At 53.7% G+C, this 25,915-nt stretch carries 22 protein-coding genes; 8 read left to right on the forward strand and 14 right to left on the reverse strand.

Annotated features, from left to right (window positions below):
* Positions 1-112 precede the first annotated feature (112 nt).
* Positions 113-1,735, forward strand: a complete 1,623-nt coding sequence (locus ACMV5I_RS20350; RefSeq protein ID WP_414825160.1) for an alpha-glucoside-specific PTS transporter subunit IIBC — start codon at positions 113-115, stop codon at positions 1,733-1,735.
* Positions 1,732-3,054 carry a 6-phospho-alpha-glucosidase gene (locus ACMV5I_RS20355; RefSeq protein WP_368444646.1) on the forward strand — a complete coding sequence of 441 codons (1,323 nt, stop codon included), beginning with the start codon at positions 1,732-1,734 and terminating at the stop codon, positions 3,052-3,054. Before ACMV5I_RS20350 ends, ACMV5I_RS20355 begins: the two co-directional genes overlap by 4 nt.
* 111 nt (positions 3,055-3,165) lie before the next feature.
* Here ACMV5I_RS20355 and ACMV5I_RS20360 read toward each other — a convergent pair whose 3' ends face one another.
* The 6 genes from ACMV5I_RS20360 to ACMV5I_RS20385 all read right to left on the reverse strand — a co-directional run bounded on the left by ACMV5I_RS20360 (position 3,166) and on the right by ACMV5I_RS20385 (position 10,108).
* Entirely contained in the window at positions 3,166-3,843 is a 678-nt protein-coding gene (locus tag ACMV5I_RS20360; RefSeq protein WP_414825161.1) for an SDR family oxidoreductase, read from the reverse strand.
* Positions 3,844-3,888: 45 nt separating this feature from the next.
* Entirely contained in the window at positions 3,889-5,370 is a 1,482-nt protein-coding gene (locus ACMV5I_RS20365; protein WP_414825162.1) for a TolC family protein, read from the reverse strand.
* Positions 5,367-7,238 (reverse strand): FUSC family protein, encoded by a 1,872-nt coding sequence (locus ACMV5I_RS20370; RefSeq protein WP_414825163.1) that lies wholly within the window; start codon positions 7,236-7,238, stop codon positions 5,367-5,369. Before ACMV5I_RS20370 ends, ACMV5I_RS20365 begins: the two co-directional genes overlap by 4 nt.
* Complete coding sequence (gene mdtN, locus ACMV5I_RS20375) at positions 7,228-8,277, reverse strand: multidrug transporter subunit MdtN (RefSeq protein ID WP_121607287.1); 1,050 nt, start codon at positions 8,275-8,277, stop codon at positions 7,228-7,230. Before mdtN ends, ACMV5I_RS20370 begins: the two co-directional genes overlap by 11 nt.
* Before the next feature lie 11 nt (positions 8,278-8,288).
* The gene (locus ACMV5I_RS20380) at positions 8,289-8,534 is read right to left on the reverse strand and encodes a YtcA family lipoprotein (RefSeq protein ID WP_037375583.1); all 246 of its coding nucleotides are present in this window, start codon (positions 8,532-8,534) and stop codon (positions 8,289-8,291) included.
* 107 nt (positions 8,535-8,641) lie between these two features.
* Positions 8,642-10,108 (reverse strand): amidohydrolase family protein, encoded by a 1,467-nt coding sequence (locus ACMV5I_RS20385; protein WP_414825164.1) that lies wholly within the window; start codon positions 10,106-10,108, stop codon positions 8,642-8,644.
* Positions 10,109-10,598: 490 nt separating this feature from the next.
* On the opposite strand from ACMV5I_RS20385, the gene ACMV5I_RS20390 reads away from it, so the two are divergent.
* Together ACMV5I_RS20390 and gadC are read left to right on the forward strand one after the other, a co-directional pair.
* Positions 10,599-11,999: a glutamate decarboxylase gene (locus ACMV5I_RS20390; protein WP_202727930.1), complete on the forward strand. Its 1,401-nt coding sequence runs from the start codon at positions 10,599-10,601 to the stop codon at positions 11,997-11,999.
* Positions 12,000-12,100: 101 nt separating this feature from the next.
* Positions 12,101-13,639 carry a glutamate:gamma-aminobutyrate antiporter gene (gene gadC / locus ACMV5I_RS20395; RefSeq protein ID WP_202727929.1) on the forward strand — a complete coding sequence of 513 codons (1,539 nt, stop codon included), beginning with the start codon at positions 12,101-12,103 and terminating at the stop codon, positions 13,637-13,639.
* Between the two features lie 74 nt (positions 13,640-13,713).
* Here the strand turns inward: gadC and ACMV5I_RS20400 are convergent, their stop codons facing one another.
* Entirely contained in the window at positions 13,714-14,652 is a 939-nt protein-coding gene (locus ACMV5I_RS20400) for a LysR family transcriptional regulator (RefSeq protein ID WP_414825165.1), read from the reverse strand.
* Positions 14,653-14,757: 105 nt separating this feature from the next.
* On the opposite strand from ACMV5I_RS20400, the gene ACMV5I_RS20405 reads away from it, so the two are divergent.
* Positions 14,758-15,501: a DsbA family protein gene (locus tag ACMV5I_RS20405; RefSeq protein ID WP_414825166.1), complete on the forward strand. Its 744-nt coding sequence runs from the start codon at positions 14,758-14,760 to the stop codon at positions 15,499-15,501.
* 43 nt (positions 15,502-15,544) lie between these two features.
* Complete coding sequence (locus ACMV5I_RS20410) at positions 15,545-15,853, forward strand: monooxygenase (RefSeq protein ID WP_261445076.1); 309 nt, start codon at positions 15,545-15,547, stop codon at positions 15,851-15,853.
* A gap of 54 nt (positions 15,854-15,907) precedes the next feature.
* On the opposite strand, the gene ACMV5I_RS20415 is transcribed toward ACMV5I_RS20410, so the two are convergent.
* The 3 genes from ACMV5I_RS20415 to ACMV5I_RS20425 all read right to left on the reverse strand — a co-directional run bounded on the left by ACMV5I_RS20415 (position 15,908) and on the right by ACMV5I_RS20425 (position 19,451).
* Entirely contained in the window at positions 15,908-17,254 is a 1,347-nt protein-coding gene (locus tag ACMV5I_RS20415) for a c-type cytochrome (RefSeq protein WP_414825167.1), read from the reverse strand.
* A 62-nt stretch (positions 17,255-17,316) separates the two neighbouring features.
* Complete coding sequence (locus ACMV5I_RS20420; RefSeq protein ID WP_202810951.1) at positions 17,317-18,906, reverse strand: GMC family oxidoreductase; 1,590 nt, start codon at positions 18,904-18,906, stop codon at positions 17,317-17,319.
* A 26-nt stretch (positions 18,907-18,932) separates the two neighbouring features.
* Entirely contained in the window at positions 18,933-19,451 is a 519-nt protein-coding gene (locus ACMV5I_RS20425; protein ID WP_121607295.1) for a sugar dehydrogenase complex small subunit, read from the reverse strand.
* A gap of 183 nt (positions 19,452-19,634) precedes the next feature.
* On the opposite strand from ACMV5I_RS20425, the gene ACMV5I_RS20430 reads away from it, so the two are divergent.
* Entirely contained in the window at positions 19,635-20,414 is a 780-nt protein-coding gene (locus ACMV5I_RS20430) for a TIM barrel protein (RefSeq protein ID WP_024486901.1), read from the forward strand.
* 78 nt (positions 20,415-20,492) lie between these two features.
* Here the strand turns inward: ACMV5I_RS20430 and ACMV5I_RS20435 are convergent, their stop codons facing one another.
* Positions 20,493-21,821, reverse strand: a complete 1,329-nt coding sequence (locus ACMV5I_RS20435; RefSeq protein WP_414825168.1) for a D-serine ammonia-lyase — start codon at positions 21,819-21,821, stop codon at positions 20,493-20,495.
* Positions 21,822-21,838: 17 nt separating this feature from the next.
* Positions 21,839-23,176, reverse strand: a complete 1,338-nt coding sequence (dsdX, locus tag ACMV5I_RS20440) for a D-serine transporter DsdX (RefSeq protein WP_414825169.1) — start codon at positions 23,174-23,176, stop codon at positions 21,839-21,841.
* A gap of 245 nt (positions 23,177-23,421) precedes the next feature.
* Here dsdX and dsdC point away from each other — a divergent pair, with 245 nt between their 5' ends.
* Entirely contained in the window at positions 23,422-24,363 is a 942-nt protein-coding gene (dsdC, locus tag ACMV5I_RS20445) for a DNA-binding transcriptional regulator DsdC (protein ID WP_166732952.1), read from the forward strand.
* On the opposite strand, the gene ACMV5I_RS20450 is transcribed toward dsdC, so the two are convergent.
* Together ACMV5I_RS20450 and ACMV5I_RS20455 are read right to left on the reverse strand one after the other, a co-directional pair.
* Positions 24,360-24,977: an ABC-type transport auxiliary lipoprotein family protein gene (locus tag ACMV5I_RS20450; RefSeq protein ID WP_414825170.1), complete on the reverse strand. Its 618-nt coding sequence runs from the start codon at positions 24,975-24,977 to the stop codon at positions 24,360-24,362. The genes dsdC and ACMV5I_RS20450 overlap by 4 nt on opposite strands.
* Positions 24,974-25,915 carry an MlaD family protein gene (locus ACMV5I_RS20455; protein ID WP_174334882.1) on the reverse strand — a complete coding sequence of 314 codons (942 nt, stop codon included), beginning with the start codon at positions 25,913-25,915 and terminating at the stop codon, positions 24,974-24,976. Before ACMV5I_RS20455 ends, ACMV5I_RS20450 begins: the two co-directional genes overlap by 4 nt.

Consider the following 25,915-nt stretch of genomic DNA (forward strand, 5'->3'; position numbering starts at 1 on the left):
GAATCGGTGCGACGGACAAAGATAACCCCTCAGGTACTCCCTACTCTGCTTCTCAGACCCGCGTTAAAGAATAAGGTCACTTCCCCTACAGGTTGTTACATGAGGATTTAAAATGCTCAGTCAAATACAACGTTTTGGTGGCGCAATGTTTACCCCGGTCCTGCTGTTCCCGTTTGCCGGGATTGTGGTCGGTATCGCCATTATGCTGCGTAACCCGATGTTTGTCGGTGAAGCGCTCACTGCACCCGATAACTTATTTGCGCAAATCGTCCACATTATTGAAGAAGGCGGCTGGACGGTATTTCGTAATATGCCACTGATTTTCGCCGTGGGTTTACCGATTGGCCTGGCAAAACAGGCTCAGGGCCGCGCCTGCCTGGCCGTACTAGTCAGTTTCATGACCTGGAACTACTTCATTAACGCAATGGGAATGACCTGGGGTCAGTACTTTGGCGTTGATTTTAACGTCGACCCGGTGGCGGGAACCGGGCTCACGATGATTGCCGGCATCAAAACGCTCGATACCAGTATTATCGGTGCGATTGTGATTTCCGGATTGGTCACCGCTATCCATAACCGCTATTTCGATAAACAACTCCCCGTTTTCCTCGGTATTTTCCAAGGCAGTTCATTCGTGGTCATTGTTGCCTTCTTTGTCATGATCCCTTGCGCGTGGCTAACCCTGTTCGGCTGGCCAAAAGTACAGATGGGAATTGAATCACTGCAGGAATTCCTGCGCAGCGCTGGCTCGCTCGGCGTGTGGGTTTACACCTTCCTTGAGCGCATCCTGATCCCGACGGGGCTTCATCACTTTATCTACGGCCCATTTATTTATGGTCCGGCAGTCGTGGAAGGAGGCATTCAGGTTTATTGGGCGCAGCATTTGCAGGAGTTCAGTCAGAGCACGCTGCCGCTGAAAACGCTGTTCCCAGAAGGTGGCTTTGCGCTGCACGGTAACTCGAAGGTGTTTGGCTGCCTGGGGATTGCGCTGGCTCTCTACGCCACCACGGCACCTGAAAATCGAGTGAAGGTGGCAGGCCTGCTGATCCCCGCCACGTTAACGGCGATGCTGGTCGGTATTACCGAACCACTGGAATTTACCTTCCTGTTTATCTCGCCGGTACTGTTTGTCGTCCACGCATTTCTGGCCGCTACCATGGCGACGGTCATGTATATGTGCGGCGTGGTGGGCAATATGGGCGGCGGTCTGCTTGACCAGTTCCTGCCGCAAAACTGGATCCCGATGTTCCACAACCACGCATCAATGATGTTTATTCAGATTGGCATTGGACTTGCCTTTACCGCTATCTACTTCCTGGTGTTCCGCACCTTGATTCTCCGTTTCAATCTGAAAACGCCGGGCCGCGAAGAGGCTGAAATCAAGCTCTACAGCAAGGCGGATTATCAAGCATCCCGCCAGCAAACTACGGCAGCGGCAGCGAAAGAAACCAAACAAGGCCAGGCTGCCGGTTTTCTCGAAGCACTTGGCGGAGCAAGCAACATCCTGAGCGTTAACAACTGTGCGACCCGCCTGCGCATTACCCTGGTGGATATGTCGCTGACGCAAAGCGACGACATTTTTAAAGCGCTGGGCGCCCACGGTGTGGTGCGACGCGGCAACGGTATACAGGTGATTGTGGGGCTGAACGTCCCGCAGGTCCGCGACCAGATCGAAAACCTGATGAAAGACGCTTCTTTGAGCGAACTTAAATCCATGACGGAGGCAGTATCATGAATAAATTCTCTGTAGTTGTAGCTGGCGGTGGCAGCACCTTCACTCCTGGTATCGTACTGATGTTACTGGCAAATCAGCATCGTTTCCCGCTGCGCGCCTTGAAATTCTATGATAACGATGGTGCGCGCCAGGAAACCATTGCCGAAGCGTGCAAAATTATCCTGAAAGAGCAGGCGCCAGACATCGAATTCAGCTACACCACCGACCCCAAAGAGGCATTTACCGATGTGGATTTCGTGATGGCACACATCCGCGTGGGCAAATACCCGATGCGTGAAAAAGACGAAAAAATCCCTCTGCGCCACGGCGTGCTTGGCCAGGAAACCTGCGGGCCAGGTGGAATTGCTTACGGCATGCGCTCCATCGGCGGCGTGCTGGAAATTGCCGACTACATGGAGCAATACTCGCCAAACGCCTGGATGCTGAACTATTCCAACCCGGCGGCGATTGTGGCAGAAGCAACCCGTCGTCTGCGCCCAACGGCGAAAATCCTCAACATCTGCGATATGCCCATCGGCATTGAAAGCCGCATGGCGCAAATTGCTGGTTTGAAAGACCGCAAAGAGATGCGCGTGCGTTACTACGGGCTGAACCACTTCGGCTGGTGGACGTCTATTGAGGATCTTCAGGGCAACGACTTGATGCCTAAAATCCGCGAATACGTGGCTAAATTTGGCTACGTTCCGCCATCAGATGAACATGGTACAGAGGCTAGTTGGAATGACACCTTTGCCAAAGCGAAAGATGTCTGGGCGTTGGATCCAGAAACCTTCCCCAATACCTACCTGAAATACTATCTGTTCCCGGACTACGTAGTAGAGCATTCCAACCCGGAGCGTACCCGCGCTAACGAGGTCATGGATCACCGCGAGAAGCACGTTTTCGGCTCCTGCAATGCCATTATCCAGGCGGGGAAATCCTCGGCAGGCGAGTTGGAAATCGACGAGCATGCCTCCTACATCGTCGATCTGGCAACTGCCATCGCCTTCAACACCCAGGAGCGCATGCTGTTGATTGTGCCAAACAACGGCGCTATTAATAACTTCGATCCGCAAGCCATGGTCGAGATCCCCTGCCTGGTTGGCAAAAGTGGCCCGCAACCGCTGGTGGTTGGCAATATCCCGCAATTCCAGAAAGGGCTGATGAGCCAGCAGGTGGCGGTAGAAAAACTGGTGGTCGATGCCTGGGAACAGCGTTCTTATCAGAAACTGTGGCAAGCCATTACGCTGTCGAAAACCGTGCCTAGCGCATCAGTTGCCAAAGCAATACTTGATGACTTGATTGAGGCGAACAAGGACTACTGGCCTGAATTGAAGTAAGAGGATAGCGTTACCACTTTCCCCTCCCTTAATCCCTGTACAGGCCGAGGAGGGGAAGATTGGCACCGGAGTTAAATGGGCGCAGCATACTGCGCCCTACAACAACGTGTTTTACCAACGTAACACGTTGCCTGCATAGTCAATAAAGTGATGCCCTCCTTTTCCGCGCCAGGCCAGAACCTGGCTCACAATGCCAGAGCAGCTTTGTTCGACAGTCAGCGTGGCATTAGCTCCGCCCATATCCGTTTGTACCCAGCCCGGATGCACCGACAGCAAAGTCACCTCCCGCTGTGCGGTGGTATCACGCAATCCGCGCGTTAACATATTCAGAGCAGCCTTGCTGGCGGCATACAGCGGATAGGTCGCCGCATCGTTCTCGTTTAAACTGCCCAACTCCGAGGTCATCAACGCCATCACGCCGGTTTGCGGTTTCACCAGCGTTATTAACGCTGCCGCACAGCGAACCGGGGAAAAGGTATTGGTCATAAACAGTTCAACGATCTCATCATCATTCACCTGGGCAACGTCCTGATGGGCGGGCCCGTAAACACCTGCGTTGATAAAGATAAGATCGAATTGTTGTGACAACAGCCGTTCTTTCAGGGCAATCCTTTCATCCTGTTGATTGATATCTAACTTCAGCCATTGCGTGTCAGCCGGGCTATCGGCAGGCACCGCGCCGCGACAGGTTGCAACTACCTGCCAGCCCTGCATGGATAGCTGCCTGACAATGCCTAAACCTATTCCGCGTGATGCACCGATGATCAGTGCCGAGAATGGAGATGTCATGCTTTTCTTCCTTATGCTGATAGCGGTAGGTTTCCCGCTCCTGAATTACTCTGGGTCAACGTGAGTCATTTTGCCCATCACAAAGGCTAAATTAGCCGCCGCGATCAGTGCCGCAGCGTGGGCATCGGTACTCATTTGTTGCGCATAGAGCAGACCATTGGCAGCCTCGTTGGCTACGGTGATGGTCCCCACGCCGTTGCGATAAGACTCCAGCGCGGCGTCGTAGGTAATGAACGCGGTTTTTACCAGGTTCAATGCTGCCTGATTGGCTTCTAGCGCGGATTGCAACGTATCTGCCGCCACGATAATTTCACGAACCGCAGCCTCCTGCGTCTTTTGGAAGGTCTCATTTGCCACGGCGGCACGTGATTCGGCCTCTTTCACGCGTGCGGCTCGTATGCCACCATCGTAAAGCGGTACGGTAACGCCCAAGAGAATGCTTGAGGAAGACGTTTGCTGGCCAATGGGCGGCAATCCCTGCATATCAAAGCGCCCATCCCCCCCCGCGACCGCGCTCGCAAGATAGACCTTCGGCAGAAAGTCCGCCTCTGCCGCCTTGATGCCTGCGGTTGCGGCCTGGGCAGCAGCATAAGTTGCCAATACGTCTGGCCGCTGGGAGAGCGCCAGCTTAATCATCTGCTGGGTTGGCGCACTGGCCGTCTGCGGCAAGGGTTTATCCTCGGCATAGCCTACTTTGATTTGCGATGAGGCAGAAATGCCCATGGCCGCCAGTAAGGCCTGCCATGCGTCACGTTCCGTTCCCTGCGCCACAACGCGATTCAGTTCCGACTGCGCGACCTGCTGGCGTGCCTGCGCGACTTCCACCGTTGTCGCGACGCCATTTTTGTTACGCGCCAGGGCAGCATCGAGGATTTTCTGGCTATTGCGCAGCGTCTCCTGCGCTATTTTACGGCGCGATTGGGCCGCACCGTATTGGTAATAGCTGCGCGTAACATCATAAATAATCTTTTGATGCATACCGTTAAAGGCGACGTTGGCGGCATAGGAGTTGTGCTTGGCCGCCTGTTGCAAAGCGCTACGCTGGCCAAAATCGAAGATTAACCACTGTAACGCCAGTGCCGGTACTACCGCGCTGCCGGAAGTATCCAGATCGTGTTGGCCGTCAATGTCATAGGGTAACGGCGTGTGCGTTCTTTGATAGCCGCCGATCACGCTGGCTGAAATCATTGGCAAAAATGTCGCTTCAGCCATGCCGACACCCAGCGCAGCCTGCCGCGCCTGCTGCCAGGCAATGCGGGTATCCGGGTTTTGCATCTGGGCGATGTCGATAAGTTCGGGTAACTGGTAGACCTGTGTCTGATTGATCGCAGGCGGTGCAGGGAGTTCCGCTACCGCCGGGTTGGCCGGAACAGCAAATTCATGACTGCTGATGCCGTCAGGTGTCCAGGGAGAGGAAGGGCTAGCCGGGGCCAACGCCAGTTGGTCCGTGGCACAGCCTGCTAACAGACACAGCCCCACTGCCGTGCTGAAAGTGCGTATTTTGAAAGTCTGAGTGCGCGGCTTCATCCAAGAAGTTCCTCAAGTCGCCTGATACTTTGTTGGATCTCAAGTTCAACGGCGGGTGGCAAACCGTTGTTGCTGCCTGTTGGTACTGAGGGATTAATCACTCTACTGCTCGAGGAAAGTCGCCTAAGCCGTTCCACATCGGAGGAAGACTTATCAAAGGGCAAAAACAGCGCCGGACAGAGGTTTTCCATTTCGCCAAGGATCGCTTGCAGACGCCGGTATTCTTCGGGCGGGGGGCGTAGCGATCTTGGCTCAAAAGGAACCAGCCTTAGCGCCTCCCGTGCCGTAGTCAGTTCTTCTTCAACCTCTGCCGCCAGTCTTATCGCTGCCGGGCGTTCTGTTGGCGCCAATGCGGCCAGATTGCTTAACCTTGCGACCAGGCTGCGGATGCGAGTGCTGACAAAATCAGCAATGGCGACGGGCCACACGTAAGTGAATATCAAATACACCACCAGATTCCCCAGCAGGATCCCCAGCACCCTGTCGAGCGCGACGCCCAAATCCGTACTCGGCCCAAAGCCATGTAACACGGTCAGTAAAAATGCCAGTCCGATTTGTATGCCCGCATAAGCAATTCGCTCATTGCCGCTCGATACCCAGGCACTGAGCAGCAGCGCGCCGAATACCAACGCCATTAACTGGCCGATATCGCTCAGCGACGGAACAATAAAAATCAGCGAAAGCACGCCCATCAATGCGCCTATCAGGCAGCCAACGATGCGTAACGTCAGCTTGTGCACCGTCTCCCCCGCCGTGCCTAGCGCGGCGACATAACAAGTGATCATGGCGGTATGAATGTCCTGCCAGTCCAGTGCGGTATAGGCGAGATAACAGATTACGCTGGCCGCCGTGGTCTTTAAGGCAAACTGCTGATGGACCGGATTGGTAAAGGCGTCTGCGGCTAAAAACGAGGCTTTTGGCGCACTGGTGTCTACCGCGTTATCTGGCGTTGCAAGTTGCACCAGCGCGTGGGTGACTTCGTCATTTTTGCCACTCTGATTAAACGCAGGGGGTTCAACCACCCGGCCTGCGGTAATGGCCTCGGCGGCAGAACTGCACCAGTCTGCCAGTTCAGGGCGAGTTAACGCCGGTACGGTTTTATTGAGGGCTGAAATGGCCAACAGTAACCGATAGCTGCTGTTGACAGCGGCGGTTAACCAGGCGGCCTCTGCGGCAGGCCGCAGATGGAAAATGCGCACGAGCATAGCCCGCTGTTGATGTTCGCTCTGCCCTTCCCGCAGCAACTCCTCCACTTTACTCAGGCTGGAGGCATCCGGGTGGCGTAATACCGCACCGGCAACCTCTAAGCGCTCTGCCAGACTTGCGCGTAGCAGTTTCCAGGGTGGCCGCCCGATGAAAAGATTAAAGGCTACCAATAGCAGCATCGGGGATGCGGCCATCAGCCAGGCATACAGCACTGCGCGTACCGCCAATTCTCCATTCGGCGCATCGCCAAGTAGCGACATGATAAAAGCGATCACCAGCGCAATAATGCTGCCCACCGGCCCGAGCTTGCTCGCCGAGCCCAGCCAGAGAAAGGCAAACGAGCTAAGGACCAGCACCGCCATGCGTAAAGGCGCAGATTCCAGGGTATAAGGCAGGATCAGCAAGATCAGCCCCACCACTATGGAAACGAGCAGGGTCACCGCAATGGCCATCGCCATACTTTCGGCGGCGTCTGGTTTCATCACGAACAAAATCAGATAGCAGCTAATCGCCGATTCGGGGATACCATACAGCATGGCAACCAGCGTCATCAGCGCACAAAGCGCACCGACCCGCCAGGCCATCGCCAATCGGCCAGGGAAATAGGCCAAATCGCGCTTCACCTGGCGCAACATTCTGCCCCAGGGGCGGTCAGCAACCATGGTCGCCTCGTACTATTGCCACCGCGCTGGCACCAATTCGCATCAACTCCGCCGGCGGATCTTTAAGGTTGATCCGCACCGGGAAACGCTGTTCGACCCGCACCCAGTTCAGCGATTTCGGGACATAAGGCAGATTACGTGGAATGTTAAACTGCTCCTCTGAGCTGATCCCCCAGCCAATGCCCTCCACTCTGCCCTGAATCGCACGCTGGCGATCGGCCATGACATATACCGTGGCGCAATCCCCCGGTTTGATGTGCGCCAGCTCCGTTTCGCGAAAGTATGCCGAAGCGTGCCAGTGGTCGCTATTAATCAGCGTAAATACCGCCTGGTCCGGCATCACAAACTCCCCCGCCGAAACATTCAGCCCCACCACCAAGCCATTGTGCGGCGCTCGTATCTGGGTATTTTCCAGCTCTTGTTCGGCAATGGCCAATGCGGCGCGGCGTGCGCTGAGCAGAGCCTCAGACTCCGCAGCGCTGCTGATTAATGCCTGCGAAGCGACGGTTTGCTTCAGCGCCTGTTTCAGGCTGATTTCCGCATCGTGTTTGGCGGTCTGGGCATCATCCACCTGCTGGGCGGTGACATACCCCTTGCCCAGCAGCGGCTGAATGCGTGCCAGCGTCTGAGTTGCCAGCTTAAGGTTGGCCCGCGCCCGGTTAACCTGCTCATCGGTGATCGCTGCATTAGATTGTTCTGCGATCATCGTGCGATGCTGCGTGTCCCAGGCAGCTTGCGCCATCTGCAGTTCCGCCCGCGCCTGCTCGACCCGCAAACGGTAAATCGTGGGATCGAGGGCGAACATCACCTCACCCCGTTGCACCTTGCCGTTTTCTGTCACATTAATGGACTGAATACGCCCAGGTACGGAGCTGCTGACGTTCACCACGCTGGCACCGATGACCGTATCCTGCGACGTGGGGTTTAACGAGTTTTGACGCAGCGTCAGCCACCCTGAAATAGCGGCAGCAATAACGATAACCACCCCAATGACGATCGCTATACGACGTTTATTGCCCTGTTGTTTTAAGGTGTTCATTTTTAGCGCACTTAGAATAAAAGCGATGACATAAAGGCTACGGCGAGCGCCAGGCAGGTATAGACGAATAACCGCCACGGCAGAACTTCGTCAATTCCTGCAAAAATCAGCAGAACGCGCGCCCCTATCGCCACCACGAGGCCAATCCCTGCACAGGCTAGCCAGGCAGGGAAATAAGAGCCGAGCAAGGAAAATGCTGGCGCACCAAAGTCACGACACCCGATGAGACTAAAGGTGCTGACCAGCAATAAGGCCAACGCTCCATAACGCGTATGGCCAGAACGAAAAAACACAGGCCCCCTACGCTGACGAAAAGAGTGTGCGCTTGCCATTTTATCTCCCAAAACCGCATTGCGGCGCTGTACTAAACTGCGCTGTTTTCCAGCGTATTTTTATAAATTTGCCCATTTTTCATGATCATCTGAAATGCTTCCTCAGGCTGGGCCAGCAGTTGAATATCCGTTAGCGGATCGCCGTCGACAATGATCATATCGGCCAGAGCGCCTGCTTCTATCACCCCGAGCTTCTCGGGATAAGGGTTACGTGGGCCGGAGAGCGCGCAAAGTTCGGCATTGACGCTGGTAGCCATTTTAAGAATTTCAAGAGGCGTATACCAGCGGATCAGCTTGGCAAGCTGGGCTCCTTGACGCGTGGCAAGCCGGGCGTCGAACAGTGTATCGGTACCCCAGGCGGTCTTGATGTGGTGCTTTTTCGCCAGTTGGTAGGCGTTATCGGTTCCGGCGGACATCACCAGTTGCTTGGCGCGTGAAGCTGGATTCGCCATCGGTACGGCATCTTCATCGTCCAGGAAAGGTTGCAGGCACCACCATAGGTTTTCTTGCGCCATGAGCTCCACGGTCTGTTCATCCACCAACTGGCCGTGTTCGATACATTTCACGCCGCCGTTGATTGCCATGGTGACAGCGCGGGCCGTATAGGCGTGAACGGTCACGTAGGTACCCCAATTTTCCGCAGCGGTCACCGCCGCCTGGATTTCGGGCACGGAGCCTTCCGTCACGTCGATGCCATCATAGAGTGAGGCGACACCGCCACCGGCCATAAATTTGATCTGGGATGCCCCCCTCATCAGCTGTTCCCTGGCGCGCAACAACACCTGGTCGGCGCCATCGGCAATGGCAGTTATTCCTACCCGTTCGATATAGCTCAGAGTGTCCGCTGGTGCGCGTGGGACTTCGCTGAGCATGCGAAAATCACCGTGGCCGCCGGTCTGGGAAATAAATGCTCCGGACGGGTAAATTCGCGGGCCAACCGTAATCTGCTCATCAATCGCACGTTTCAGACCAAAGACAGGCCCGCCCATATCGCGGACCGTGGTGAACCCACGCAGCAGCGTTGCTTGCGCTTCGGCAATCGCCAGCGCCTGGATATAGTTAAAATCGGCCGTCATCGCCGTCATCATGGAAGGGCGAGCCATGATGGCATGCCAGTGCGCATCAATCAGGCCGGGCATCAGCACGCCACCGTTGCCGTCTATAATCGTTGCTTCCTCTGGCGGAGGCGTATCAGCAGGTTCAATCGATTTGATTTTGTTGCCTTCAACGATAACCTGCATCCCCTCGCGCAGTTGGTCAGAAACCCCGTCAAAAATCCGTACGTTGATAAACGCTTTCAGCTGCGTTGCGCTAGCGGTTGCATTGGAATGCGTAGATTGCCCTGCGGGTATTGCTGCTGCGACCGTGGCTGTCGTTATCGGCGGCGCTTTCGCCGCCTGTCGGGTTAATACCGTATTAATGCGTACAAATGCCGGGCTGTGGCATAGGCATGCCTCAGAATGTTCGTAGGCAGGCTGAAACATCGGATTTTGCTGCATGACACATCACTCCTTATCAAATCAAACCGACTTCGCGGGTAACTGCAGGTTTTGTTTAGAGTAATTGTAGAACGTAATCCTCACAATGCTTTATTTTTCAATAATTTTATATCCTCATTAATAAACCATTAGATTGCAGTGGATAACATGGGAATTACCTTATCAGTTGAGAGAAAAGTCTCATTAACAAATTTAATGTTATTATAACCATGACGTAACAATGATTAAATTACTGTCATAAAATTCCGAGTGCGACTAGCTCTATGAATTACCACACTCCAGCTTAAAAAATATTGGCAAAACGCCCAACAAGAAAAGCCCCCTTCCTACTGATTTTACTGGTTAAATATTATATTTATGATGATTTCCTGTCTTTTTCAGAAAATGTTCTAGAATTAACGCCAAGACTTGATGGCGTTAGTAGAGCACATGGGACGGATTTACGTGATCCTGCCGAGTATATTGACATATAAAAATCAAGAGGGTTTTCATGAGTAAAAGCAACCAGAAAAATAACAGCAATGTTAATGATGATGTTTATTCCTCGCTAGATTTGGCCATTTCACTACCGAAATCGGGGTTTCCAGACGCAGAGCGAAATCCTCGCCACGTATTTAGTGCTATCCGCGATGAATTAATGTTAGACGGTAACTCACGGCAAAACCTGGCGACATTCTGCCAGACCTGGGTTGATGAAGAAATTCGCGACCTGATGGATCTGTCCATCGACAAAAATATGATTGATAAAGACGAGTATCCACAAACGGCCGAAATTGAAGCCCGCTGCGTACGCATGTTGGCCGACCTGTGGAAATCACCGTCGCCAGGCACTACGCTGGGCTGCTCCACCATTGGCTCGTCAGAAGCCGCTATGTTGGGTGGGTTGGCGCTGAAATGGCAATGGCGCAAAAAGCGTGCCGCGCAGGGCCTGACAACCGATAAACCCAATATGATCTGCGGACCAGTGCAAATTTGCTGGCACAAATTCGCGCGTTATTTCGATGTAGAATTGCGAGAAATCCCTCTGGAAGGCGATCGTCTGATCATGAGCCCGGAAGAGGTACTGAAACGAGTCGATGAAAATACCATAGGTGTAGTCCCCACCCTCGGAGTGACCTTTACCTGCCAGTACGAGCCGGTAAAAGCGGTCAGCGACGCACTCGATAAGCTGCAACAAGACACCGGGCTGGATATTCCTATTCATGTCGACGGTGCCAGCGGCGGCTTTCTTGCCCCATTCTGTGCCCCCGATCTGGAATGGGATTTCCGCCTGCCCCGCGTAAAATCCATCAACACCTCCGGCCACAAGTTTGGGCTGGCCCCTCTGGGTGCGGGCTGGGTGGTATGGCGTGAAGCGGCAGACCTGCCCGAAGAGCTTATTTTCAACGTCAACTATCTTGGCGGCAATATGCCGACCTTTGCGCTCAACTTCTCACGCCCTGGTGGGCAGATCATCGCTCAGTACTACAACTTCTTACGCCTTGGCCGCGAAGGCTACGCCAAAGTCCATAACGCCTGCTATGCCACGGCCCAGTATCTTGCCGACGAGATCGGTAAGCTTGGTCCGTTTGAAATCCTGTTTGATGGCGACAGTGGTAAAGGCATCCCGGCGCTGGCCTGGAAACTGAAAGACGGCGCCAACATCGGTGGCTACACGCTGTATGACCTCGCCGATAAATTACGCTCACGCGGCTGGCAGGTACCCGCATACTCCATGCCAGCTAATCGGGAAGATCTGGTGATCCAACGTATTCTAGTACGCCACGGCGTGAGTTTTGACCTGGGTAGCCTGTTGCTTGACGATCTGAAGCGAGCACTTGAGCATTTCGAAAGTCATCCGGTCGTTAATCCACTTACGGAAGATGAAGCGGCCGGTTTTAACCACGGCTGATCCGCATCTGATCTGTTAATGGAGTGGCCTGCTCTTCGCCACTCCTGTTAACCATAAAAAATTAACTGGCAAGCATCTTCGCTTGTCCCAGGAGAATTGCCATGGCTAGCACTCAAATCATCGCAGCGCCAAAACAACTCACGCTGTTGGGCTTTTTTGCCATAACGGCATCAATGGTGATGGCGGTTTACGAATACCCAACGTTTGCAACCTCTGGTTTTTCACTGACCTTCTTCCTGATCCTTGGCGGCTTGCTGTGGTTCATTCCGGTAGGATTGTGTGCCGCTGAAATGGCAACGGTTGAGGGTTGGCAGGAGGGTGGCGTGTTTACCTGGGTTTCTAAAACCCTCGGTGAGAAATGGGGGTTTGCCGCTATTTCGTTTGGCTATTTGCAAATCGCGATCGGCTTTATCCCGATGCTCTACTTCGTGCTAGGGGCGTTGTCCTATATTCTTAACTGGCCCGAACTCAATAACGATCCGATAGTTAAGACCGTCGCCGCACTGATTATTTTATGGGGCCTGGCCTTAACTCAGTTTGGTGGCACCAAGAATACCGCTCGCATCGCCAAGATTGGTTTTTTTGCCGGTATCCTGCTGCCAGCCGCAATTCTGGTGATTCTGGCCGTCACTTATCTGCGCTCTGGTGCTCCCATTGCGATTGAAATGAGTGCCGAAACCTTCTTCCCGAACGTCACCAGCATGAGCACGTTAGTGGTGTTTGTGGCCTTCATCCTAAGCTATATGGGGGTGGAAGCCTCCGCTACCCACGTCAATGAGATGAAAAACCCGGGCCGCGATTATCCGCTCGCCATGCTGCTGTTGATGTTTGCGGCAATTTGCCTGAGTTCAATCGGCGGGTTGTCCATTGCCGCCGTAATACCCCATGAGCAAATCAACCTCTCTGCAGGCGTGATGCAAACCTTCACGGTGCTGATCAATCATTTTGGGACGGGTTTCGAATGGGCTATCCGAGGTATCGCTGCGCTGTTGCTCCTCGGAGTGCTAGCTGAGATAGCGGCATGGATAGTTGGGCCTTCCCGCGGGATGTTAGTGACGGCACAACAAGGGATCCTGCCTGCCCGCTTTGCCAAAATGAACAAAAACGGCGTCCCGGTGGTGCTGGTCATTTCCCAGTTACTCATCACCTCGGTGGCACTGATTGTGCTGACCAATACCGGGGGTGGCAATAACATGTCGTTCCTGATTGCACTGGCGCTGACGGTGGTGATTTATCTTTGCAGCTATTTCCTGTTATTCCTGGCTTATATCCAGTTGATCCGCAAGCAGCCGAATAACAAGCGCACCTTTAATATACCGGGTGGCAATGGGGTTAAAATTGCAGTGGCGGTCATTGGGTTACTGACCTCTCTGGTAGCCTTTGTCGTCTCCTTCTTCCCTCCTTCGGGGCTACCGGGTGGGGAAGCTAACGACGTCTATGCCGGTTTACTGGTCGTGTGCTTCCTGGTGGTGCTGGTAATCCCCTTCATTATTTATGCACTGCATAATAAAGCTGCCGGAGCGAAAAATATCACGCTGGTGCCAATCAGCACGGATAGCGCTCAGGAAGGGCATTTCTTCATCCATCCGAAGGCACGTAGCCCGCACCACATCATTGTTGATGGTAAAAAGGTTCACTGATCCTCGATTATTGGGTGGATGTGCGGCAACGCCATCCACCTCTTTACCCCCCGGTTAACCAGCCTTCAAACGACTCAACTCAGTGATTTTGCCAGCGCTAAAGGCGTCATCGCCAACAGCGGATGGGTTTTCATCAGCTCGAATGACCAATCCACAAAGCTTCTCACCCGAACCGACAAATGCTTGCCGGTGGGATAGATAATATGAATTGACCGTGGAGCAAAGTGCCACTCGGGTAACACCGGCTGCAAGAGCCCACTCTTCACATAGCTTTCCACCGCGAAGGGGGCTCCGGAGCAGATGCCTGCCCCGGTAAGACAGGCACTCATAGCCACATCGGGATCTTCGATCAGCAAACTGCTGTTGCCTACTACCGCAATGCTCCGGTTTGCCGATTGCAGATGCCAGCTAAGCTGCTTACCGCGCTGAATGCCAAAACCCCCAACCCATCGATGATGCTGAAGATCTTCAGGCTGCCTGATAGCTCGTGCTGAGCGGAGGTAGTCCACTGAGGCATACAAGCCCATCTGCACGTCGCAAACGTGCCTGGCCACCAGCGTTGAATCCTCCAGTATGCCGCCACGGATAGCGCAGTCGATACCCTCCTCAAACAAATTGCTGATGCGATCGCTGCTGGCAAGCCGCACCACGATCTCTGGAAAACGTGCCTGAAAGTCATGCAACTGAGGTGCGAGGATCCAACGCGCAATCGAGGCCAAAGCCTCGATACGGATCTTGCCGCTCGGCGTTGTTACCCCGCCACTGAGCCCCCCTTCCAACTCATCGATTTCCGCGAGAATTTGCTGGCAGCGCTCAAAATAAGCGCTGCCATCCTCCGTCAGGCTCAACGCCCGGGTCGTTCGATGCAACAGGCGCACGCTCAGGGCGCGCTCAAGATCGCTAATACGCTGGGAGATCCGCGCTTTGGGAAGCCCCATGGCGATAGCCGCGCGGGTGAAACTTCCGGTTTCAACCACTTTGACAAAAGTGGCCATGGCTGCAAGTTTGTCCATTTGTTCACAAATGTTGAACAGAGTTAGCTTTTATAGTCTATTTATTAATTTTTGCTGTCAAATATCATAACGATCGCGATCTCAACCCAGCTTGGAGTCTCCATCATGATGCAATGCGATCCCACCACCGGCAGTTGTCTTCTGTCCGATGAGTCCCCTGGTACTCAACGGCAGACAATCACGTCCAGCGATATCGTCATTCGTTACGTCGGCGATCCGATGTGCTCCTGGTGCTGGGGTATTTCACCTGCGGTGAAGCAACTGGCGGAGTATTGCGATCAACATGGCCTGAGTTTTGTGATGACCATGGGGGGGTTGCGCGCTGGCGGCGGCGATCCTTGGAATTTGGCATTCAAAGCCTTCTTAAGGCAGGAGTGGAGCCACATCCAGAAAACAACCGGCCAACCGTTTGGTTTCAGCCTGCTGGAGGTCGCACAATTCAACTACGATACCGAGCCGGCCTGCCGGGCAGTAATCACGGCTTCCCTGTTGTTGGCTGAACGAGGTTTACCTTCCTCTGCAGCGTTGCCGTTTCTCGCAGCAACCCAGTACAAATTCTATGTCGATGGGCAGGATCCTAAAACCGAGGCGTTTTATCATGACATCTGCGATCGGGTTGGCCTGCCATTTGAAGAATTCAGCCAAACCTTTACGTCACAACGGGCCAGAGAGGCGGTTAGCCAAGACTTTGCGCTGTGCCGCCAATGGGGCGTTCGCTCCTTCCCCACCCTGTTGCTAGAACGCCATGGGGAGATTTCCCTTCTCGCTACGGGTTATGTGGACTCAGAGACATTACTTAACTGTCTCAGCGCGCAGTTACCCTCGGTTGCAGAACGCGCCACGGAATAACCCTGTTTGCGATAAAACCACCAGCCACCAAAAGGATCACGATATGAGTGTCATTTTACAGATTGATTTTAGTTTCCCCGCCGACCAGCTTGGTGCAACCCTGTCCAAAAATGCGCAATCGCTGGCCGAAAGCATCAATCAAGAGCCGGGTTTCATCTCCAAGATCTGGACTGAGAATGAGCACACCGGCGAGGCGGGCGGGATATACTTTTTCGAAAGCCGAGCGTTTGCCGAAAAATATGCCGAACACCACGTCAAAAGGGCTGAGGCGATGGGGGCTAAAAATATTCATCTGAAAATATTCGACATCAACCTTCCCCTGACCAAAATCAACCATGGCCGCTGTGATTAATTTTGCGCTACATTCGTTCCCCCTCCCTTTTGGAAGGGGGTGACACTGATAGAGTCAGCGAATTTGCTGTCTGCCTGAACGCCTTATTTTTCGCCAATACCAAAAGCCGCCCAACAAACATACCATCACCAATATCCCTGCGGTCATTAGCCAGTTTATGTATCGCATTATAAACGGAGGCTCCCCACCATCACGAAGGGTCTGTACATCCTGCGCAGTCACTTTATCGTCAATACCGGCAAAACGACTGCGGACATAGTTACTGACTGAGGCAATTTGCGCGTTGTTTAACTGTTCAGAAAATGCGGGCATTCTGATATCAGTGTTACTGGTTTTACGTTGGATACCTTCCACGATGACCATCACCAAATTCTGCGGACCGAATGCGGAAACCGCACGGTTGCGAGTTAATGCGGGATAAAAGCTATCGTCGGTTCCCTGACCGTCATGGCCATGGCAACTAGCGCAAGCATTTTCATAAAGTTTAGCTCCGTCCGTTGTTGAGCTGTCTGTCAGGGTTCCCTGCCCGGTGAGAACGCTATTGATATCAACCCCACCCCGTGGCGATTGAAGCCCAATGTTGGCTACCGCCGTAGGAATGGCTGGCACCTGCTTAACCCATGAAGCGATCGCATTCAAATCATCATCCGTCAGTAAGCTGAAGCTATTTTCGACGGCCTCCGCCATCGCACCTGCCGCCTGTGCCTTGCCAACCAGATGGCCAGTTTTCAAATAGGTGACCAGATCCCGCTGGCTCCAATCGCCAATGCCACTCTTATCAGGGGTAATATTAGGGGCGTACCAGCCACCAAGCGGGCTACCGGCAAGGTTAAGGCTACTCTGCTCTGCCATCATGATATTGCGTGGGGTATGGCAGGCACTGCAATGCGCCAACACCTCAACCAAATACTTACCGCGCTCCAATGAACCAGGAAGCGCCTCTGCCTTATCAGCAGAAGCGCCGCTGAGATACAACAGATCCCAGCCCCACATAATCTGCCGGATATTAAACGGGAAACTCAGATCGGTACGTGCCGAAGGGGGAATATCTGCGGGTTCAACCCCCTGCATAAAGTAGGCATAAAGCGCCTGTACATCCGCCGTAGTCATATCACGGTATGACGTGTATGGCATAGCTGGATAGAGATTCTTGCCATCAGCGGCGATACCCTCACGCACAGCCTTGGCAAACTGCTGTTCGCTATAATTACCGATGCCGTACTGCTTCGAGGGGGTAATATTACTGGCGATGATACGCCCCATCGGTGACTCGATCGCGTATCCCCCAGCAAAGGGAACGCCATTATTGAGAGCCTGGCGATGGCAGGCACCACAATCAGCAGCGATCGCAATATATCTCCCACGCTCAACCAACGCCTTATCGGCGGCAAGTACAGCCAAAGAGTGGCTAAACCCAATAAACAACACGGTTACAGCGAGAAACCTGAAAAGTATCTTCATATTCAAATCTCACGCTCAATGATTTCAGCTGCGCGAATACTCAGAGCTACGCCCGTCAACGTCGGATTGACGACTCCCGAAGCGGGGATCACCCCAGTCGTCGCGAGAAACAGGTTGCTATGATCCCAGCACCGGCACTCGTGGTTTACCACTGAATCTTTTGGGTTATCGCCCATGATGACGGTCCCCATTAAATGGTCACGGTTTTGCCAGCCAGTATTGTCATTAATGACGGTGCCCCCCATCAGAGCGACGAATCTTTTGTAATCCGCCTCCACCACGGGTTTTGCCGCTTTGACATAGTCATCGACTTCGTAATTCACCGTCAGCATCGGAATGCCCAATGCATCTTTGCGTGTGGTACTTGGGCGTACGGTGTTGCTTGCCTGGGGGAGGGTTTCAAACACCGTGGAGATATCGACCCAGCGTGCCGCCTGATGGCGGATCTGTTTGTCCAGTTCGCTACCTATGACACCTTGAGCTATCAGACGTTGTGCTACGGCCATATTGGGGACATTGTTAGCAATAGCATGCTTGATTGCCGCTCTTGTTTTACGAAAATCGCCGTCGCGAGAGTTGAATATTCCCCCTTGCTGTACGGCGCCTCGCCCCGGCCAAAGAGGTTCATCGGCCAGAAACTGCAGGCCCATGCCGGTGTGATCCATTAAATTACGCCCCACCTGATCGGAACTGTTGGCGATATCCGACATTAACAACAGTTTTGCCGTTTCCAGCCCGTGTGCGGCAACGATAAAGTATTTTGCGGTTAACCGCGTATCGACACCTTTAGAACTGCGAACATGAGCTGCGACAATTTTATCATCAACGCCTTTTTCCAGTTTCCACACGGTTGAATCCGTGAATAAACGTGCCCCGGCATCTTGCGCATGTTGGGCATGTTGATCACCGCTGTACATGGCACCAATCGGGCATACCGGCATACAGTTATTATTACCGCTGCAGGCGGGGCGACCATCATAAGGACGAGTAGCACGCCCATTGGGTTCATGGATAAAATGATAACCTGCCGGAGCCATTCGGCTTTTCAACCGCTGGAATAGATAGGTTTCACCTTCAGGTAACATCGGATACGGCTGCGAACGTGGAGGAAAAGCACTACCGCCCTGCCCACTCTGATCGTCGGTATTACTGCCGCAAACCCCCAAAGCCACTTCGGCCTGGTGGTAGAAAGGCTCCAACTCGTGGTATTCCAGTGGCCAATCGCGCCCCACGCCATACAATGTTTTTAGCTTCATATCACTAGGCAGATAGCGCCAGCAAGCGGCCGCCCAATGCCAGGTTGTCCCCCCCACCAGTTTCAGCATGCCGGGCCGGAAATCAAAGGAACCGGTATTCTCTATGTATTGTTCATCATAGGAGTGATGGGCCCAAGGCTCGTTGGGATAGGGAGAGTTATAGTTGGCTTTTTTCGATGAGTTTCTGAAATTTTCGACGATCTTCCAGCGCGGTATTTTCTCGCCAGCTTCAAGAATAATAACTGCCTTGCCACTGCGGGCCAGCAAGGTTGCGGCATTACTGCCCAATGCGCCAGAGCCAATGACAATCACATCGGCATCATAGTGTTTACTCATGATATTGCTCTCATTTTCAACGGGAACTAGTCGCTGTTGAGGGTTATAGGTGGCTGCACCCAATAGTTTGTCTTGCCTCGGGAATAAGTGGGGATCACTGTCGCGTCCAAAGTGGGAGCATAGGCAAAGGCATCGGTATAGCTGACAAAACGCGTGTTATCTGACGCCCTTAGCGATACGGGTGTTCCTGTATAACCAAGATACCAGGCAGAAATGATTTTCTTGGCGGTGTCGCCAGTGGGGCCAGTCATAATCAAATGATTATTCAGTTCATCGGCCGAGAGAATATTTGCAACTCTCAGTGCATTGTCCAGCAACTGCATTTCCTCCTGAAAGGAGGGATCCTCTTCCTGCAAACAATTCAAGGCACGTAGTGCTATTACCGGACTCATTTTTTTCCCGTTGGTTAATAGCACTGAAAGCTTAATAAAAATGGCAGCGTCGCTGCTTTCACTCGGCATTCTCCCCCAGGACAAGGAAGGTTTGAATACGGCAAAGCCCATCAGGGCAGTACCTGCTGTTAGAAAACGCCTTCTCGAATACATAAATTACGGCCTAATTAAATAAGTACAGCGAATGTCCTCCAATAACTCTACAATGTAAACAGATTAATTTTACCCTAAATTTATGACCAAGCTGAAATTATCTTTTTTTGACATTAAAAAATAAATTAAGCATGTATATTGATGACAAATTGTAAATAACCCCCTTAAATTAGGAGACCGCTAGTGGCCAGCTATCAACTCTCGGTTTGTGCAGAAATGGTGTTTTTGGATTTACCCTTTATCGAACGTGTAGAGCGCATTCATGCGCTGGGTTTTGGGGCTGAGATCTGGAGCTGGGCCAATAAGGATATCGATGCACTGGTAGCGACAGGAGCTCGCTTCACCTCAATGACCGGTTATCTCAGCGGCAATCTAACGGATGATCAAGAAATCGCGCAGTTGCTGCAAAGTGCAGAAACCTCACTAACGATAGCCGAACGGCTGAACTGCCCCTGCCTGAACCTGCACGGTACCGGCCTGGATCCACAGGGCTTACCGGTGAAACCGGTTGACAGGGTGACGGGTAACATGTGGTTGAAGGCTGCCGATACGCTTCGTCGTTTAGCACAACTCGGTGAACGGGCTGGGCGTATCTTTACCCTGGAGAACCTGAACCTGACGGTTGATCATCCCGGCACGCCTTTTGCCCGCGCAGCTGACACACTGACGTTGGTGGAAACGGTCAATAGCCCAGCGCTTAAGATGAACCTCGACCTCTATCACGCACAAATAGGTGAGGGCAACCTGATTGAACTGATCCGCCGCTGCGGCACACAGATTGGCGAGATCCAGGTAGCGGATGTGCCTGGTCGTATGCAGCCTGGGACCGGGGAAATCAACTATCGCGCCATTGCCAGAACGCTGCAGGAGATTAATTACCAAGGTGTGATAGCACTCGAAGGCTGGGCCTCCGGGGACAGTAGCGAAGCACTGGCACAGTTTCGCGATCACTTCACGCTGTGATGTTTTGCCCGGTGGGGAATCGCTAAATGGGCGCAGCATGTGCAGCGCCCCCTCCCGTAAAGCGTGGTTTTGTCAGCGCTAGCGTGCGGCAGCCAGATACTTGGCCATCTCTTCCTCAGGCACCATACCGCCACCGGTTGCCCACACCAAATGCGTCGCATTAGCGATACGTTGGGCATCGATCTTATGGCTGCCCAGATAATGTGGGTCGGCGCAGACTCGAGCTGGCCCCGCCATGCCAGCCAATGCAGAAGGCTCCAACTGAATGCCCTCTACAGCGGCGAGCAAGCCAAGCAGGTCGTACATCTCCTGATCGCTCAGGGTGTAGAAACCGTCCAGCAAGCGTTCCATGGCACGCCCGACAAACCCGGAAGCCCGGCCGACGGCCAAACCATCCGCCGCCGTGACGTTATCAATCCCCAGGTCCTGCACCGCAATGTGATCGTGCAACCCGGTGTGGATCCCTAGCAGCATGCAAGGTGAGTGCGTCGGCTCGGCAAAGATGCAGTGCACATGGTCACCAAACGCCAGTTTTAGGCCAAACGCTACTCCACCAGGCCCACCGCCAACGCCACAGGGCAAATAGACAAATAACGGATGGTCCTGATCAACCTGGATGTTCATCTGTGCAAACTGCTTTTTCAGGCGACCACCGGCCACCGCATAGCCGAGGAACAGGGTTTGCGAGTTCTCATCATCAATAAAGAAACAGTGCGGGTCAGACTCCGCCTGCTTACGCCCTTGAGCCACCGCCACGCCGTAATCCTGTTCGTACTCCACCACGTTAACGCCGTGTTCACGCAGTTTGCGCTTCTTCCAGGCGCGAGCGTCGGCAGACATATGCACGCTGACGCTGAACCCCAGCTTGGCACTCATGATGCCAATCGACATCCCCAGGTTGCCAGTTGAACCCACTGCGATGCTGTACTGGCTGAAGAACTGGCGGAACTTGTCGCTAAACAGGATGCTGTAATCGTCGTCTACAGACAGCATGCCCGCCTCGATGGCCAGCTTTTCCGCATGAGTCAGCACTTCATAGATGCCGCCACGGGCCTTGATGGAGCCAGAAATCGGCAAATGGCTGTCCTTTTTCAACCACATCTTGCCCGCGATAGCCTGCTCATAACGCTGCTCCAACGCGCTCTGCATCGCCGGGATCGCCACCACTTCAGACTCGATAATGCCGTTCGTTTGCTGCGTTTCAGGGAATGCCAGGCACAGATACGGAGCAAAGCGTTGCAAGCGCGCTTCGGCTTCGGCGACATCATTTTGCGTCAGCCCGACGTAAGGTAACCCTTCCTCCAGCGTGGTCGTATTGGGGTTGAACCAGGTCACCGCTTCCAAATCCATCAGCCGTTGCACCAAAGGAAATTTCACTACCAGGTTTTCAATGTCTAACGTATTCATAATTAGTCTCTTTTGGTCTAAATGATATAAGAAAGCAGGAATGTGGTTCCTAGCGCAATCAGCGAAGCAATAAAGGTGGCCGAGGTATAATACTTAAACATCTCACTGAGCGTCGCGCCGCAGTATTGTTTAACCAGCCAGAACAGCGAGTCGGTGACGATGGTGCAACCGATGGCACCCGAGCCAATGGCCAACGCGATGATCTCCGGGCTGACGCCAGGGTAATGCGGCAATACGGGGGCAACAATAGCCGTTGCTCCCATCATCGCCACGGTGGCTGACCCTACCGCCGCATGCAGGCAGATAGCCACCAGCCAGGCCAGCAAGATCGGATGCATATCCATATTCGACAGGATCACGGCCAGCGTATCTGCCAGTCCACTGGCTTTTAATATGCTGTTGAATGCACCACCGGCCCCGATAATCAGCAGGATGTTGGCGATGGAAGAGAAGCCGTTTTCGGTTTTGGTCAGCAAGGTGCCCATGCCCATATTGCGGCGAATACCCAGCACGTAATAGGCCACGAAGGCGGCGATAAACATGGCGGTGATCGGGTTGCCGATAAACTCCAGGAAGGTATACAGCGCGCTGTCTTTGGCCATATAGAGTTCCGCTGCAGTTTTCACCAACATCAGAATGATCGGCAATAGCACGGTAAACAGCGTGGCACCCAACGAAGGCAAGTCCTGCTCGTTACGCACCTGCACGGAGGAAAACTCGGCGGGGACCGGTTTGAACGGCAGGCGCTTACCGACCAGCTTGAGGAACAGCGGCCCACCAATCAGCGAAGCGGCCAGCCCGACAATCAAACCATACACAATCACCGAGCCCACATCGGCACCCAACTTGTTGGTGACAAACAGCGCCGCCGGATGCGGAGGAACCACACAGTGCACGGCCATCAATGCGGTACACAGCGGGATCGCCAGCTTCAGCAAGGAGGTATTGGTTTTTTTGGCAATCGAGAACGCCAGCGGGATCAGCAACACCACGCCCACTTCAACAAACAGCGTAATGCCGCAGACCAGCCCCACCAGCACCATAATCACGTCAGCCGATAGCCAACGGCACTTTTGCAAGGTGATGCCTATGCGTTCTGCCGCCCCGGACACTTCCATCATGTTGCCCAGAATGGTACCTAAACCAATCACCGCCGCCAGGAAGCCCAAGGTCCCGCCGATGCCGCCTTCAATGGCATTGACCATTTCCAGCGGGTTCATGCCCATCAGGGCTCCCACATAAAAACTGGCCAGCAACAACGCCAGGAACGGGTGGATCTTGAATTTTACGATAGTGAGAATAATGATAATGATGCTGCTTAATAACGTAGCGACTACCCAGATCTGCGAGTCCATGTTCAGCGTCCTTCCAGGATAAATTTCACTCCTATTGGAAACTAACGCCCCAGCGCTGACAAACGATCAAAATGCCTCTTCACATGAACCAGATTCAATCAATCAGGTGATTTAGGTCAACATTTGGCACTATTCCTGCCTTTGAATCACATTGCTTCATCTTTAAGCCCGGATTTCGATATACTCCTTGATGATTTATAACCGGCGCAGCATGCGGCGCCCCTACTGATTAACAGGTGATGACCGTGTACGACGAAAAGCACCAGCTCGCCCGCAACAGGCACCTGAATGGCTATCAGCTAGCCAAGCTGCATACGTTTGAGATTGCCGCGCGGCAAGGTTCGTTCGTGCTGGCCGCCGAAGAGTTGGCGATCACCCCCAGCGCCGTCAGCCATCGGATCAACAACCTGGAAGCCGAGTTGGGTTTTAAGCTATTTCAGCGCTTTCACCGCCGGATCGAACTGACCCCCGAGGGCGAGCGGCTATTCTGGGTATTGAAATCGTCACTCAGCTATCTCAATCAGGAGATACTGGAGATTAAAAGCCAGGAGCTGTCTGGCACTCTGACTATCTACTCCCGCCCGTCGATTGCCCAATGTTGGCTGGTGCCCAAGCTGGCGGACTTTGATCGCCAATATCCGGCCATCAGTCTGAATATTCTCACCGGCAACGAAATGGTGAACTTCCACGGGGCGGGGATCGATCTGGCGATCTATTTTGATGACAAAACGCCGGAGAAACTCGATTGCCAGCATTTGATGGATGAGTCGATCGTGCCCGTATGCAGCCCGGAGTACGCCGAGCGCCATGAGCTAGTGGGTAACCCCGCCAACCTGCGGCGCTGCACGTTATTGCACGATCGCCAGGCATGGAGTTACGACTCGGACATCGGGGAGTGGAATACCTGGGCCAAACACTTTGATCTGGAATTTGCCGAAGGGCAGCGCGGTATGGGGTTTGATCGTTCGGATCTGGCGGTGATCGCGGCCATGAACCACGTGGGAATTGCCATGGGCCGCAAGAAGTTGGTGAGTAAGCGCCTGGAGAATAACGAACTTATCGCGCCCTTCCCCGGCATGGAAATGCAATGCGCACAGCGCTACTACATTTCCACGCTTTCGGACCGGCAATGGCCTAAAATCAACGCCTTTATCCAGTGGTTAAAGGCCATGGCCGACGAGTCTTAATTAGCCGCCTGCTGGCGCGCCCATGCCAGCGTCTGCACTGCCAGTTTATCGCTGGCCAGGCCAAAGGCCTGCACGACGTTGTCCATCGATGTGCCGTGGATCGGCTCGCGCACCGCAAAACTACGGCTGGCCATCACTCGGCGATCGGAGGTGCGAACCAGGCGAGCATCAAAGCGGATCACCACTTCGCCCCGATCTCCGTTATAGACCCCTTGGAAGGACGACAAATCGCCGCCTAGCTCAAGATCTGCCTGTAAATTGTCATCGTCGCTGCTCACCGAGCGGAAATGGCCGTTAGTGCGGAACTCCTGGATCAGGCGATTACGCAACAACAGCGGGGCCGGATCGCTCCAGCGTGAACCGCTAAAAGAGGTGATCTCCGCACCCTGAGGCTGCACAGCAATGCGCGTACCGTTCAAAAACTGGCTGGTATTGGGCTGCACGATACGTACCGAGCGTTCAGACGCCTGGCCCCCTGCCACGGCCACTGGCTGGGCTGGCAGCAAATACACCTGCTGTATCGGGCTTTCCGGCAAAATGGTGCAGGCGGCCAGCGGCATCACGGCAACCAGCACCAACAACCGTAGCATCTGGCGAAGTTTTAGCTTAATCATTTAGGGGTAAACTCCTTGGTACGTTCGCGGCCCCTGAGCAAGGCGGACGGGTTCTCTTCCAGGCGGCTCATGGCACCGCGTAAGGTCAATAAGGTTCTGCGTAATTCATCTACCGCCGGGCCAAGATCGTTGAATCCCTGGATGCCGCTATTCAGTGACTGCTGATTTTCACCAATCAGCTTGTTGAGCAGTGCAGTGGTTTTCTCAAGCGAAGCCATTGTATTAGCCGCATTGGCCACCAATTGCTTGCCCTGCCCGTCCAACAGCACGTTAGCATTGCGCACCAACCTATTGGTTTGAGCCAGCGTATCGTTGCTTTGCTTGGTCACCAGTGCCAACTGCTGCAGGATGGTGCGGATATCTTCACGTTGCCCGGCTACGGTAGAGGTAATCTGTTCCAGATTATCCAGCGTATTCACCAAACGCTGCTGATTGTCCGGCGTCATTAGCTGATTCAAACGCACCAGCACCTGGTTGACATTGCTCATCACATCTTCGCCATTGGCGAGCAACTGGGTCAACGGCGATGGCGTGGCGACAATCACCGGGATTGCCCCATCCTCTCCTGTCAGCATCGGGCTGGCTTCGCTCCCACCACTGAGCTGGATATTGGACGTACCGGTAATGCCAGCTATTGCCAGGCGAGCCTGGGTATCCTCACGGATTGGTGCAGAGGCCGCGACCCGAATGCGCGCCCAGACTTTGGTCGGTACGTTGGGATCCAATCGCAACTGAGTGACTTCGCCCACGCGGATCCCACTGTAATTGACCGTGCTGCCCTGTGACAGGCCGCTAACGGCTTCATTGAACACGATATCGTACTGCTTGAACTGGCGATCGGTGCCAGACTTGGTCAACCACAGGCTGAACAGCAGCACTGCGGTGAAAATAATCAGCGTAAATAAACCAATCAAGACATGATGCGCACGGGTTTCCAT

The sequence above is a fragment of the Serratia sp. T13T92 genome (genome assembly GCF_047530105.1).
Taxonomy (GTDB): domain Bacteria; phylum Pseudomonadota; class Gammaproteobacteria; order Enterobacterales; family Enterobacteriaceae; genus Chania; species Chania fonticola.